The sequence below is a fragment of the Streptococcus dentasini genome (assembly GCF_053206945.1).
Genome location: NZ_JBRUHS010000012.1, coordinates 1 through 13,621, shown reverse-complemented (window position 1 = coordinate 13,621; position 13,621 = coordinate 1). Strand labels below are relative to the sequence as shown.

Sequence of the window (13,621 nt, the reverse complement as noted above, 5' to 3'; positions counted from 1 at the left end):
CTCTGGCTTGGCTGAAAAATAGGCGACATAAGCCACCACCGCCGCATCTTTAGACGCAAGGAAGTTGACCTTCTTTGAGAAGAATAGCCTCGTGTTCAGCTCTATAAGACACTAAGACCCTCAACTAGAATTTTAGGAGGTGACAGTTTGCTTATAAGCAAGGCGACCTATCTCTAAAGTCCGAGCTGTTAAGTCGAGCCTAATTAGCAAGATACTAATGCTCAAACGCGATATAAACGAATAGCCAGTGCAGGTCTGTCCCAGCCAGAATTGCTCTTGCTTTGACTCTTTTCCTTAGTCTTTAACCAGAATAGCTAGCGTTTGATAAGCTCTGAGAGTGATGGTCTCCCCTAATACATCACCGTCATAATTGCTGAGGAGTACTTGCCCATTTTGGTAGGCTGGGTCTAATTCCAACGTCACCTCTTGAGCGTAGAAATTATTGAGGACCAGCAGGTGCTCACCATCAAGCTGACGCTCAAAGGCATAAACCTGCTGACTGTCTTTGTAGGCCGCCTTATAACTTCCTTCTGCTATCAGAGGCATAGTCTTACGCAGGCGAATCAGTTCTTTGTAGAAGGGATAAATTTTACCCGTTTTTTCTTTTTCTACATTGATGTCAGGGTAAGACTTGCTGACCTTAAGCCACGGGGTGCCAGTAGTAAAGCCAGCATTGGCAGAATTATCCCACTGCATAGGAGTACGGGAGTTATCACGTGATTTGGCCTTGATAATGGCAAAGGCCTCTTCTGCTGTCTTGCCCTGATCCAACATGATCTGATAGGCATTGATGCTCTCGACATCTACATAGTCATCCATGCTGTCAAAATCGGGATCAAGCATACCGATTTCCTCACCCATATAGATATAAGGGGTGCCGCGTGATAGGTGAACGCTAGCAGCTAACATGGTCGCTCCTTCATTGCGGAAATGCTTAACATCGACAAAGCGGTTGAGCGCCCGCGGTTGGTCATGGTTGTTTAAAAAGAGCGCCCGCCAACCATTGGCCTTGCTCATCGCCTCATTCCATGTGTGAAAGAGAGTTTTGAGCTCCTCAAAGTCAAAGGGAGTGATAGACCACTTTTGACCGTCCTTATAGTCTACCTTAAGGTGGTGAAAGTTAAAGGCCATAGATAGCTCATGGCGTTCCTCAGCCGAATACAGGATACAACTCTCAATAGTCGTTGAACTCATTTCACCGACGGTCATAAAATCATCGTCTTGACCAAAACTGGCCTCGTTCATCATACGCAGATAGTCATGAACGATGGGTTTGTCTGTGTAGGCTGGTTTTCCATCATCTACTGGACAGTCCGCCAGAAGCTCATCCTTACCAATCAAGTTGATAACATCGAAGCGAAAGCCTTTGACTCCCTTATCCCGCCAGAAATTAACAATTTTAAAAATTTCCGCACGAACATTTGGATTACGCCAGTTGAGATCAGCTTGGGTTTCATCGAAAAGATGGAGGTAGTATCTGCCTGTATCTCCAAATGGAGACCAGGCAGAGCCGCCAAACTTAGAACGCCAATCCGTCGGCTGATCGCGAATAATAAAGAAGTCCTGGTAGTAGGGATCGCCGGCTAAGGCTTTTTGAAACCACTCATGATCTGTCGAGCAGTGATTGAAGACCATATCCAGCATGAAGTCGATATTGTGACGCTTGCCAGTGGCAATCATCTCCTTAAAATCAGCCATAGTCCCAAAATCAGAATTGATAGCCGTATAATCTGACACATCATAACCATTGTCCCGCTGGGGGCTTGGGTAGAAAGGATTGAGCCAGACCATATCTACTCCTAGATCAGCTAAATAGGGCAGTTTCTCAATGACGCCGCGCAAATCTCCGGTACCCTTACCAGTTGTGTCTTTAAATGATTTTGGATAGATTTGGTAGACGACTTTTCTCTTATCAAATGTCATATATTTCCTTTCCCTTTATATAGTTAGAGAGGTTGAGACAATGTCCCAGCCCCTCTGATTTTCAAAACAACTTCTTAAACCATATTTATTTTAAATGTAGACGGCCAGCCACTGTAGTGATTGATGCTTGTTATCAAGTACTGACTCCTTAAATAACAAACAAGTCTCTGCCGTATCTTGTTAACTGAACACGGGCTGCGGATTGTGCAAAAAAGATAGTTTCTTCCTAGACGCAAGCGTCTTCGTCGAACCTCCTATTTTTGCTTGATCCGCGGACGCCCTTAGTATCTTGTTAATTGAACCCGCCTACGTTCCTGTGGAATTAGATAAATGTCGCTAGATTCTCAGTGAATCGTCACTCTATTTCCTAAATTCCTTTGGAACACTAACGACTTTGTGTCTAAAGTTTACTTGCTGTTAGGAGCTCATCACCGCGTTTGACATCGTGTGGTAAGCTGCCTAAAGCATCCGTTTGAAAGTCATTTTGATTGGTTACAATGACTGGTGTTGCGACAGGATAGCCAGCAGCTGTGATCGCTTCAATATCGAAGCTAATCAATTTATCGCCAGCCTTAACTCGGTCACCTTGGTTAATGTGGGCTGTAAATCCCTGCCCATCAAGATTAACGGTATCCATGCCAATATGCATAAGCATTTCCAAGCCTTGATCTGTCACCAGACCAACCGCATGTTTGGTTGGGAAGAGTACAGAGACGGTGGCATCAACAGGGGCAACCAATTCCCCTTCACTTGGTTCAATCACAACACCTTGCCCCATCACTCCTTGTGCAAAAACTGGATCAGGTGCTTGACTGAGCACATCTACTGTTCCTTGGAGCGGACTTTGCACCGCAATCAAGGTACCGCTTTCAACTTCTGTTGTTTTCTTAGCTTCTGCAACAGCATCTACTTGAGGTGCTTTGACAGTTGCATCTTCCGTCTTGGTAAAGAGGCCGATACGGCGAAAGACCACAGTTAGGACAAAAGGTACTACAATCGCAATAACCATCAAGATGGCAAAGATAATCATATACTTAGCCTGAATAGATAGAATTCCCGGCAAACCACCGATACCGATGGCGTTAGCGGTAACATTGAAAGTCGTACAGAGAAGACCAGCGATAGAAGAACCAATCATTCCAGCGATAAATGGATAGATATATTTTAGATTGACACCGAAAAGGGCAGGCTCTGTAACGCCCAGATAAGCTGAGATGGCAGCAGGTAGGGAAATTTGCGCCTCACGTTCATCGTGGCGGTTCATCCAATAGTAGGAAAGAACAGCTGAACCTTGAGCAATATTAGAGAGAGCGATCATCGGCCAGAGGCCTGTACCTCCAGAATCGGCAACCAGTTGAGTATCGATAGCATTGGTCATGTGGTGGAGACCTGTAATAACCAGCGGGGCATAGAGGGCACCAAAGATAGCACCAAAGAGCCATTTGACAGGACCTGTCAAACCAGCCAGAACGACAAAGGAAATGCCTCTGCCAATGGTCCAACCGATTGGTCCTAAAACTGTATGAGCCAAGATTAAGGCTGGCATTAGGGATAGGAAGGGTACGAAAATCATGGAGACAACCTCTGGGATATGCTTGCGCCAGAAGCGTTCCAGATATGCCAGAGACAGACCAGCCAAGAGAGCAGGTAAAACCTGAGCCTGATATCCAACTTTCTCAACAGTGAAAAAGCCGAAATCCCAAGTCCATTTTTCTGCAATTACAGAAGCTGGGGTTGAGGCAAAGTCATAGGCATTGAGCAGCTGATTAGGCGAAATCAAGCAGATCCCCAAGACAATCCCTAGGATCTGGCTGGTTCCCATCTTGCGGCTGACCGACCAAGTAATTCCTACTGGCAGGTATTGGAAAATAGCTTCACCCGGCAGCCAGAGGAAATCATTGATTCCATGCCAGAAGGTGGAAACTTCTACAATGGTTTTGCCATCAAGGGCTGACCACTGGACCCCTTCCAAGATATTGCGAAAGCCAAGAATCAGACCACCAACAATGATGGCAGGTAAAATTGGCGTAAAGATTTCCGCCAGCATGGCCAAGGAGCGCTGCAGCCAATTTTGATTTTTCTGAGCTGCTGTTTTAGCTGCTTCCTTGGAGACTCCTTCAATTCCCGATACAGCTGTAAAGTCGTTATAGAAGATTGGAACATCATTACCGATGATGGCTTGGAATTGACCAGCATTGGTAAAGGTTCCTTTGACAGCAGGGATAGCTTCTAAGCGCTCAACATCTGCCTTACTCTCATCGTTTAAAACGAAACGCATACGGGTCGCGCAGTGAGTAACTGCGGCAACGTTTTCCTTGCCCCCGATTGCTTCCAGCATCTCGCGGGCATCTTGTTCAAATTTTCCCATGTGAACTCCTTTTATGATAAAAGATTAATTTGAGACAAAGGCTGTTGGCCTTGCAGTCCCTACAGTGAAAATAGTTTAAAGCAGCAGTTGATGATTTCGGCAATCTGAAAAACTAGGCAAATGAATAGATAAAACTGTAACAGGGTCGCCCTTGCTTTTTAGCAGCTTTAAGAAAATAGGGCATCTTCAATCGCTTGATCTCTGGGCAATAGCCTGAAATCGCTCTCCCCAAGTTATCTGCCTACTCCTTTTTAAAACTCACACCTCAGACTGTCTATTTCCAGACTCTCCAAGTTCCTGTGCAGTTGGCTAGCTTTTCCATATTGGCTTTGTGACTCAGGGAATGCCTGCCAACCATCGCCTGAAGTGCTGCTTCAAAAGCACGAGGACTGGACGAGTTTTTACTCAGCCTCAATCTGAATCAACTTTTGCAGAAAGAAGAGGTAAAGATGACTATCAGCAGCAATTTTATCCTGCACCTTCTTTTTGTTTACGCTTTCATTTTATCCTATTGAGTTTAAAACTTGCAACTTGTCTGGGAAATTTCTTTGATTTTTTAGCGATTTTCTTCAACTTGTATGGTAAACTAAAAACAAGCCTTATTAATTGAGATCGAGCTAGAGACTTTGTCAAAAAAAAAAGAGTTTCTCCCTGAGTTCTGAGACTCCTAGTTGAACCTCCTATTTTGCTTAATCCGCAAACGCCCTTTGTATCTTGATAATTGAACACGTGCTAAAAGCTCGGGATTTAGATAAGCTTCCTTGTGTGCCAGCATACAGCGTCACCTTCCTAAAATCCTAGTCGTTTTTTACGCCCTTTGTATCTTAGTAACTGAACACGGGCTAAAAGCGTCGAGAAAAAGATAGCCTGCCTTATGCGCAAAATCGCATAGCGTTAGGCTCCTATTTTCTTCTCGCTTTCTTCACGCCCTTTGTATCTTAATTAAAGGAGTACTATTAATGAAAAAATACCAAAAGGTTTTTCAGGATTTAGAAAGAAAGATTGCTGAAGGTTTCTACCAGCCTGAGACGGCAATACCCAGCGAAAACGACTTGGCTAAAACTTATAAAGTCAGTCGTGATACTGTCCGCAAGGCTTTAAAGTTACTTGAAAAAACAGGTTTAGTTCAGAAGTCCCAAGGAAGACAGACGTTAGTTCTGCGCCGTCAGCATTTTAATTTCCCTGTGTCACATTTAACCAGCTACCAAGAACTAGTAGACAGGCTGGGGTTAGAATCCCAAACCAGAGTTTTGTCTCTAGATCGCCTGATTGTTGACCAAAAATTAAGGGATCTGACGAGTTTTCCCCTTGGCAAGCAGGTCTGGCGTATCACCCGGCAGCGTCTTGTCAATGGAACTGCTTCGGTTTTGGACATTGACTACCTGCTAACAGATTTGGTTAAACAGATAACCAAGGAAATCGCTCAGCGCTCGCTTTATGACTACCTAGAAAATCAGCTGCACCTTCTTATCGATACCGCCGAAAAGGAAATCACCATTGAACAGATGAGTGAGCAGGATAAAATTTGGCTTGATGTGGGTAGTGAGCACCATGTCGTATCTATCCGATCGCGCGTTTATTTGGCGGATGGTCAGCAGTTCCAATTTACGGAAAGCCGACATTTACTCGAAAAGTTTCACTTTGTCGATTTTGCTAAACGAAAACCATAAATGAATGGTCCAAAAAGCCCTCGCTGGGAGAATTGCACTCCTAGCAAGAGCTTGTGTGTCGGGAGAACAAAGTCATTACCCCCTTGTCCCACTCCCTGTTATTCATCACATTTATTACTGCTAATCTACCGCTTTGAGGGCTTCCAGCATATCGACTGTTTTTAGTCTGCGATAGACGACCCAACCTAGGGTAATGAGGATGAAGATGATCACTGCTAGTGGCACTAGATAGACATGGATATCTACTTGGCTAGGATAGACTGTATCCTGGCTCATCATGGTGATGATTAGGCGGTGCAGATAATAGCCGCTAACCAAACCCAAAATCATACCAATAACCGATAGCAAGATGGTTTCACGATAGATATACATCATGACCTCTCGGCTATGAAAACCTAGAACCTTAATAGTTGATAATTCCCGAATACGTTCAGCGACATTAATATTGGTCAGATTATAGAGGATAACAATAGCTAGAACGATGGAAACCACAATGAGAATGGTCATGGAGGAATCGAGGCCATTAACGGCTGTCTTCACCATCGTAATCATGGATGAGTTTTGTGTCAGGGAAGCAACACCTGCTAAATTCAACAAGTGGCTAGACTGTTTGGAAATATCCGACTGGGAGCCATCCTTCAACTTAATCAGTTCACCATTATGAGTTGCTTTTTGACCAAAAACGTTTTGGTAGTAACTATCCGACATAAAGATGTAGTGACCAACATTCATATCCGCTAGGCCTGCAACCTTAATGGTTCGTGAATGGCCGTGGTCATCTTTTAGGGTAAGGGTGTCGCCTTTTTTAACACCATAATAAGCTGCTAATTTTTTGGAGATTAAAGCACCTTGATGATCCAGATCAAGCGATTTATTAGTTTTAGGATCACGCAGGCGGATAAAGGAGCCAAAATCTTTTTGGTCCGTCGACATGATGGTAATGCTTTTCTTCTCATCCTGACCGCTAATTTTTTCATCAATGGTCTGAGTATGAACAGCCTGATAATCAACTACCTTGTCCGAATTCAAAAAGTCATCAACTTGCTGTTTTTCTGTTTGATTGGCCTGATCATTGCGCAGAATCAGCATATCGTAAGGGGTCAGCTGATTAAACTGGCGCTCTACGATTTTTCCTAAGGACGATTGCAACCCCAAACCAGCAAATAGCAGGGCCACAGAGCCAACAACGCCAAAGATGGTCATGACCATTCGCTGTTTGTAGCGGAAGATATTTCTAATCGTAACTTTTTGAGTAAAGCTCAAGCGCTGCCAGATAAAACTGATTCGCTCCAGTAAAATCTTAGAACCGCTGACTGGGGGTTTAGGACGCAAGAGCTGGGCTGGTTTTTCTCTTAATTCTCGTCTAGCAACCAAAAAGGCAGGAAGGACAGCACTGATAAGGGCTAAGAGCAGGGATAAAACAGTATAAGACCAATAAAAATAAAAATGCGGCCGGCCCAATGTGGTCAATTTTGCAGGATTCTGAGTCAAGATATAAGGTAACAGATAATGCCCGCCCAAAACACCAATAAGGGTTCCCAATAAGCCAGCAACAAGCCCATAAATAACAAATTTCTTGAGAACATCGCCATCAAAGTATCCTAGAGCCTTGAGAATACCAGCCTTGTTGCGTTCCTCATTGACAAAGCGGGTCATGGTCGTAAAGGTCACCAAAGCTGCTACAAGGTAGAGAACAACGGGAAAGATGTCACCGATGCGATCAATATTACGACTGATATCACCATAGGTCCGATAACCATTACTTCCGGGTAAGGTCGTACGACTGTAAGACCTGTAGCTAGGAGTTGGCAGTGTTTTTAGGGCAGCCTTAGCGTTTTGGATACTGGCCTGACTTTTAGCCAGCTTGGTCTTGCCTTGACTTATGGCAGCCTCTGCAGCCTGCAATTGCTGACCGCTTAGGTAAACTAACTGCCGCTCCTGCGCTTCCAGTCGACTCTTAGCTTGATCGACCTGAGATTGGGATTTGGCAAGCGCTGCCTGTTTATCCTTTTTTATAGCGGCTAAACGCTGCTCCCCATTATCCAGCAGGCTATCATCCAAGGCTTCTTGCTTTTCCTTTAGCTTCTTTTTATAGTCACTAGCGTAGGGATTCAGGGATTGTAAATCTCGGTAGCGTAAGCGGGCTAAATTATAAACATCACTTGCAAAACTGTCTGCTGTCGTGACAGCATAAGCAGCTAAATCACCATCTCCTGCTGTAGAAGTTCCGAGATTTTTTGTTGACCAAATCTCAGAAGAATTGACAAAACCTACAATCTTGTAAGTTGTATGCTTTAGAATCCCTTGGGATTTTTGGGTGAAGCTAATCTTATCGCCTAGCTGATAATCCTTTTTTAGAGATGATGATAAAGCTATCTGATCAGGCTTGCTAGGCAGTTTTCCTGATACTATCTTATAAGACGATAATGTATCCGTTTTGGAAAAGATCTGCACTGCATCGTCTTTTCCTTTGATACTAACATCTGTCATGTAGCCATATTCGACCTTGGCCCCTCTGATCCTATTTAATTCTCTTTGATCGGTCTGGCTGAAGCCAGCACTAGCGATAACAGAGAGGTCCATGGTATGATGACGCTGCAAATAATCACTAGCCGTCCGTTCCATATCAGGGGCAGTCACCTTGAGTCCAATCAGGGCAAAGGCGCCTAGGAACATCAGGGTCATAATGGAAATAAAACGACCGCTAGAACCTGTGAAAGATTTCCGAATATCCTTCCAAAATGTTCTCTTCATATCTAAATGCCTCCTAATATTCCAAACTAGCAATATCTTGAGGATGATCGTTGAACTCAATAGCGCTCACTTTAGCATCGTGCATATGGATAACCCGATCAGCAATTGGGGCTAGAGCTGAGTTGTGAGTCACGATGATAACAGTTGCTCCTTGCTTGCGAGACATATCCTGCAGAATCTGCAGAACCTGCTTTCCTGTCTGGTAATCCAGAGCCCCCGTCGGTTCGTCACAAAGCAAGATCTTGGGGTTTTTAGCCACAGCTCGAGCAATGGAAACCCGCTGCTGTTCCCCACCCGAAAGCTGGGCTGGGAAGTTATCAAGACGCTGTCCCAAACCAACTTCTCTTAAAGTTGCAGCAGCATCACGGGCGTCAGTAACAATCTCTGAAGCCAGCTCGACATTTTCCTTGGCCGTCAAATTCGGGACAAGATTATAAAACTGAAAGACAAAACCCACGTCTGTCCGCCGATAATCTGTCAGTTGTTTGGAGTTGAAATTAGCAATATCCGTCCCATCAATGAGGACCTGCCCTTCATCATTGCTGTCCATACCGCCTAGGATATTGAGGATCGTTGATTTACCAGCACCAGAAGCTCCTAGAATAATCACTAATTCTCCTTTTTCAATTTCAAATGTAATATCCTTATTAGCAACAATCTCCGTGTCCCCCATTTGGTAACGTTTAAAAGAATGTTTCATTTCAATATAAGCCATTGGTAATATCTCCTTTATTAAGATACATAGGGCCGATTCGCTTGGCGAAAATTTCCGACAGAAAAATAGGAGAGTGACGACGTGTGCTTAACACACGAGGAGGTCGGTCTTTTATCCGAGGAAATTAGGCCCGTGTTCAATTACTAAGATACGGTAAAGGCTTGTTATCTAAGTGCTCCGCACTTGATACCAAACGCCAATCACTATGGTGAATTGGCTACCTCTCCCACTAACTCCGTTTGGTTAGTAAAATCGACTAACCAAACGGAGTGTCGCAAGGGCGTCAAAAGCGACTAGGATTTTAGGACGGTGACGCTGTGTGCTAGCACACAAGGAAGCTTGTCTAAATCCCGAGCTTTTAGCCCGTGTTCAGTTAAGTTAAGATACAAAGAAGCGGTTCGCTAAGCGAAAATCTCTGACCGAAAAATAGTCGACAGGCACCGTATCCTTGGACACAAGGAAGTCGATCTTTTTTCCGAAGAGATTAGCTTCGTGTTCAGTTACTAAGATACCAAGCCGTTAAGCGCCTCAAAGAAATTTAGGGAGCCTGACGAAGAATCCCCGAAGATTCTAGGAGGGCGAGTCTAATTTCACAGAGTCGTAGGCGGGTTCAATTATCAAGATACGGCAGAGCATTGTTATCTAAGCGCCTCGCACTTGATACCAAACGCCAATCACTAGAGTGAATTGGCTACCTCTCCCGCTAACTTCGTTTGGTGAGTACGATCGACTAACCAAATGAAATGAAGCATCGCAAAGAGCGTAAAAAATCCGTATAAAAACAGGAAAGCTGACGAGGACGTTTGTCCGCTGGGAAAATGTTATACTTAAAAGTCGCGCCTGTAATCTGCTAAAGTTGAAACAGTTGCCTGCTTTTTCCCAGAGTCGCAACCCTGTTTAATTTATTTACCGACCTTAGATATTATAAGAGAATTTTATCAGCTATTAAAGACCTAAAAATTGACAACCTGTCAAGCTAGTTTTCGTTCATAAGCCTTATAACAAAGGGCCTCCAAGTGAAAGAAGACCTGAGTTTGAGAGGACATTTGACAGCCTGTCAATTTTTTTATAAGATTAGCTTCATACAAGGAGGAACTATGGTTCAAGGTAGTAGAGAAAGTATTATCAATGCTGTATTTAGAATTGCTTCTAAAAATCCAGACAAAAATACCCTTACGATGACAGAAATCGCAAGGGAAGCTGGGATGTCACGACAGGCTATTTACCAAAAGCATTTCAGTAGCGTGGATGAGATCTTCGATTATATCCATAGATCCATGACGGAGGAAGGCTTTGCGACCTTTAAACGAAGCCTGGCTGATCCTAGTATTCATTCTATTTACGAGGCTGTCGCTAGAGACGTTATTCCCAAAGTCTATCAAAAGCGGATACAAGCGCGGATCCTCTATCACACCTCTATTGACGGCAGAGCCTTCAAATTTCTTGAAGAGAGTTATTTGAAGCTCCTCTTAGAAGCAGATGATATCTATATTATTAATAAAAGTCCCTTGATGACGCCCAGCATGATTAAGATTGTCATCAACTACATTTTTGCCTTAGTCGGTGAGTGGGTAGCTGAGGATTTTCCTGAACCACCGGAGATTTTTGCCAAAACTTTTTTAACCTTGATGGAGACTGCCCCTAAGGACCTCGTCAATGCTAAACCAAAAGTAAATCATAAAAACTAACGGCTGGTAAACCCGCATTTTTGCTGTCCAGAAGCTATTCTTGTGGAGTTATGCTCCTTAGCTTTTATACACGAAAATCCCTTCAGAGCAAAGGGATTTTTTCTTATATTTTTGTTAGGTAAGCACAAGCTAGAAACTCAGGATTTAGGTATGTTTCCTTGTGTGCAAGCACACAGCGCCGTCTTCTTAAAATCCTAGTCGCATTTTACGGCCTTAGTATCTTAGCTTTTATGACCAATGACGTAGGTGAGGGGCGAGGCTTGGGCTGCAGAATTATCTAGAGTTTGTTCGGAGGTAAAACTGCTGTTTTTTCTCCTTATTATGATACTAGGAGCAATCCCGTTCCCAAACTCTTTTACTCTTTGACAAAGCGATCTAACAGACTCACAAATAAAAAGATAGCAACAAAAATAACAGTGATGGTAGCACTAGCTGGCGTCTCCCAATAATAAGAGAGAACGATACCAAGAAACATACCAATAAAGCCAATCCCAATAGCTGTGAGGATGACCCCCTTGAAACTATTAGCCATGCGCATCGCAATAGCTGCTGGTAAAATCAAAATAGTTGAGACTAAAAGAGCACCAGCTGCGGGAATCATAAGAGCAATAGCAACTCCAGTCACAATATTAAAGGCCAGTGACATCCACCGAACAGGTAAACCATCTACAAACGCTGTATCCTCATCAAAGGTTAAAATATACATGGGACGAATAAAAAACACGGTAAGAAATAATACAAGGACAGCTATAGCAAACAAGAAAGCAATCTGTTCCTGATTAATTGTAACGATAGAGCCAAAAAGATATTGGTCTAAGCTAATATTAGAACTGCTCGTTTTACTCATTACAAGGAGAGATACAGCCAAGCCTGATGACATCAGAATTGCTGTAGAAATTTCATTATAATATCGATAAATCGTTCTCAAGTATTCTAAAGCTACTGCTGCTACAACTACAACCAAGATAGTCATCCAGGTTTTATTCCACCCCAACAAAACTCCAAAAGCAACTCCAGCTAAGGAGACATGACTTAGAGTGTCGCTCAATAAACTTTGTCGTCGTAAAATAAGAAATAAACCCAAAATTGGTGAAAAAAAACTCATTGCTACCACAGCTAGAAGCGCTCGCTGCATAAACTCATACTGAAATATCTCAAGCATCTGCTCCACTCTCCTCCTTATCATGGATATTAAAACAGCGCCAAGGCAAATCCAGATTACGAACCAAATGGATATTTCGATCAGCATAATCTTTAACTTCATCAGGATCATGCGTAATCATTAAAACTGCTTTTCCATGCTTATGAGCGCTATGATGCATTAGTTCATAAAAAGTCTCTGTCGTTCCAGCATCCATACCCGTTGTTGGTTCATCAAGAACAAAAACATCCGGATCCGAGGCAAACATTCGGGCAATGACGGCTCTTTGTTTTTGCCCCCCGCTTAAGGCTCCTATTTTTTTATGGTGATTTTCCCACATTCCTACTGCTTCTAAACTAACCTTAATATGCTCTTCATCATGCTGAGAAAGCCTGCGAAACCAGCCATTACGAGGATAACGTCCTGACTTAACAAATTCATAAACAGTAGAGGGGAACCCTGCATTAAAGCTAGCTATTTGTTGGGGTAAATAAGCTAAGCGCAACTTTTTACCCTCCTTATTGATTTCAGAAATATGTACTTGTCCATGTTTTGGCTTCAAGATACCCAAGGTAGCCTTAATCAATGTAGACTTAGCAGCACCATTCTCACCTGTCAACGTCACAAATTCGCCACTATTGACATGGTAGTAGATACCTTCTAGCACCGGCTCTGCATCATATTGAAAGGACAGATTCTCAACCGTAATATATCTCACTTATTAAACTCCCTTTCTAGTTTTTCAAGGAAAGATGCAATCACCTCTTGGTCCTCCACAGAAAAATCCTTTAAAATATTATCATAAACAGATAAGGTCGCCTGATGATGCTCATCATGCTCCTGAGCCACATTTTTGGCGATTTCTGTCAAACTATAATATGAAATCCTAGCATCTGCACTATCTTTCGTCGTCACCAGCAAATCCTGTCTAATCATCGCCTTAACCGCCTTAGTTACCGCTGCCTGACTGATATTCAATCGTTTAGCCAATTCAGAATTTGTAAGACGCTCTTGGGCTAAGAGCATTAGAATATGTTCTTGAGTATTAGTCAACTCCAAATCAGATTGACAACGCCCTAGCAACAACTCATTTTGATGTTCAGCCAAAAGTAGGATAGTATTAAAAAAACGATCTAAATGATGAGCTAAATCTGACATAAAAACTCCTTAACTAGTTAACAATTAGTATCTTAACATCTCACACCTAAACCGTCAACCCCCACACCTATCTAAGTAAAAAAGTTTACAAATGAAGTTCTCCAGTCAAACTCCTAGCCTGCCTACCAAAACACAAAAAAAGAGAAGGACTTCCTCCTCTCTACTAAACTCCGCCAGTAGGACTCGAACCTACGACATCATGAT

Annotated in this window: 9 protein-coding genes; 2 read left to right on the top strand and 7 right to left on the bottom strand. The window is 43.1% G+C overall.

What is annotated here, in order from left to right:
* Nucleotides 1-294: 294 nt before the first annotated feature.
* Both treC and treP read right to left on the bottom strand, forming a co-directional pair.
* Nucleotides 295-1,923, bottom strand: a complete 1,629-nt coding sequence (gene treC / locus ACVR1G_RS08895; RefSeq protein ID WP_447452825.1) for an alpha,alpha-phosphotrehalase — start codon at nt 1,921-1,923, stop codon at nt 295-297.
* A gap of 400 nt (nt 1,924-2,323) precedes the next feature.
* A complete protein-coding gene (gene treP, locus ACVR1G_RS08890; RefSeq protein WP_447452824.1) occupies nt 2,324-4,291 on the bottom strand; it encodes a PTS system trehalose-specific EIIBC component in 1,968 nt (655 codons plus the stop codon).
* Nucleotides 4,292-5,250: 959 nt separating this feature from the next.
* Between treP and treR the strand changes: the two genes are divergently transcribed.
* Entirely contained in the window at nt 5,251-5,961 is a 711-nt protein-coding gene (treR, locus tag ACVR1G_RS08885) for a trehalose operon repressor (protein ID WP_447452823.1), read from the top strand.
* Between the two features lie 120 nt (nt 5,962-6,081).
* Here treR and ACVR1G_RS08880 read toward each other — a convergent pair whose 3' ends face one another.
* Both ACVR1G_RS08880 and ACVR1G_RS08875 read right to left on the bottom strand, forming a co-directional pair.
* A complete protein-coding gene (locus ACVR1G_RS08880) occupies nt 6,082-8,715 on the bottom strand; it encodes an FtsX-like permease family protein (protein ID WP_447452822.1) in 2,634 nt (877 codons plus the stop codon).
* 13 nt (nt 8,716-8,728) lie between these two features.
* Nucleotides 8,729-9,430 carry an ABC transporter ATP-binding protein gene (locus tag ACVR1G_RS08875; RefSeq protein WP_447452821.1) on the bottom strand — a complete coding sequence of 234 codons (702 nt, stop codon included), beginning with the start codon at nt 9,428-9,430 and terminating at the stop codon, nt 8,729-8,731.
* Between the two features lie 1,097 nt (nt 9,431-10,527).
* Between ACVR1G_RS08875 and ACVR1G_RS08870 the strand changes: the two genes are divergently transcribed.
* On the top strand, nt 10,528-11,118 hold the full coding sequence (locus tag ACVR1G_RS08870) for a TetR/AcrR family transcriptional regulator (RefSeq protein WP_447452820.1): 591 nt from the start codon (nt 10,528-10,530) through the stop codon (nt 11,116-11,118).
* A gap of 355 nt (nt 11,119-11,473) precedes the next feature.
* On the opposite strand, the gene ACVR1G_RS08865 is transcribed toward ACVR1G_RS08870, so the two are convergent.
* From ACVR1G_RS08865 to ACVR1G_RS08855, 3 genes are read right to left on the bottom strand one after another with little or no spacing between them, the layout of a single operon-like run.
* Nucleotides 11,474-12,280: a metal ABC transporter permease gene (locus ACVR1G_RS08865; protein ID WP_447452819.1), complete on the bottom strand. Its 807-nt coding sequence runs from the start codon at nt 12,278-12,280 to the stop codon at nt 11,474-11,476.
* Nucleotides 12,273-12,977 carry a metal ABC transporter ATP-binding protein gene (locus tag ACVR1G_RS08860; RefSeq protein ID WP_447452818.1) on the bottom strand — a complete coding sequence of 235 codons (705 nt, stop codon included), beginning with the start codon at nt 12,975-12,977 and terminating at the stop codon, nt 12,273-12,275. The genes ACVR1G_RS08865 and ACVR1G_RS08860 overlap by 8 nt, the downstream gene beginning before the upstream one ends.
* Nucleotides 12,974-13,417 (bottom strand): zinc-dependent MarR family transcriptional regulator, encoded by a 444-nt coding sequence (locus ACVR1G_RS08855; RefSeq protein WP_447452817.1) that lies wholly within the window; start codon nt 13,415-13,417, stop codon nt 12,974-12,976. Before ACVR1G_RS08855 ends, ACVR1G_RS08860 begins: the two co-directional genes overlap by 4 nt.
* Nucleotides 13,418-13,621 lie beyond the last annotated feature (204 nt).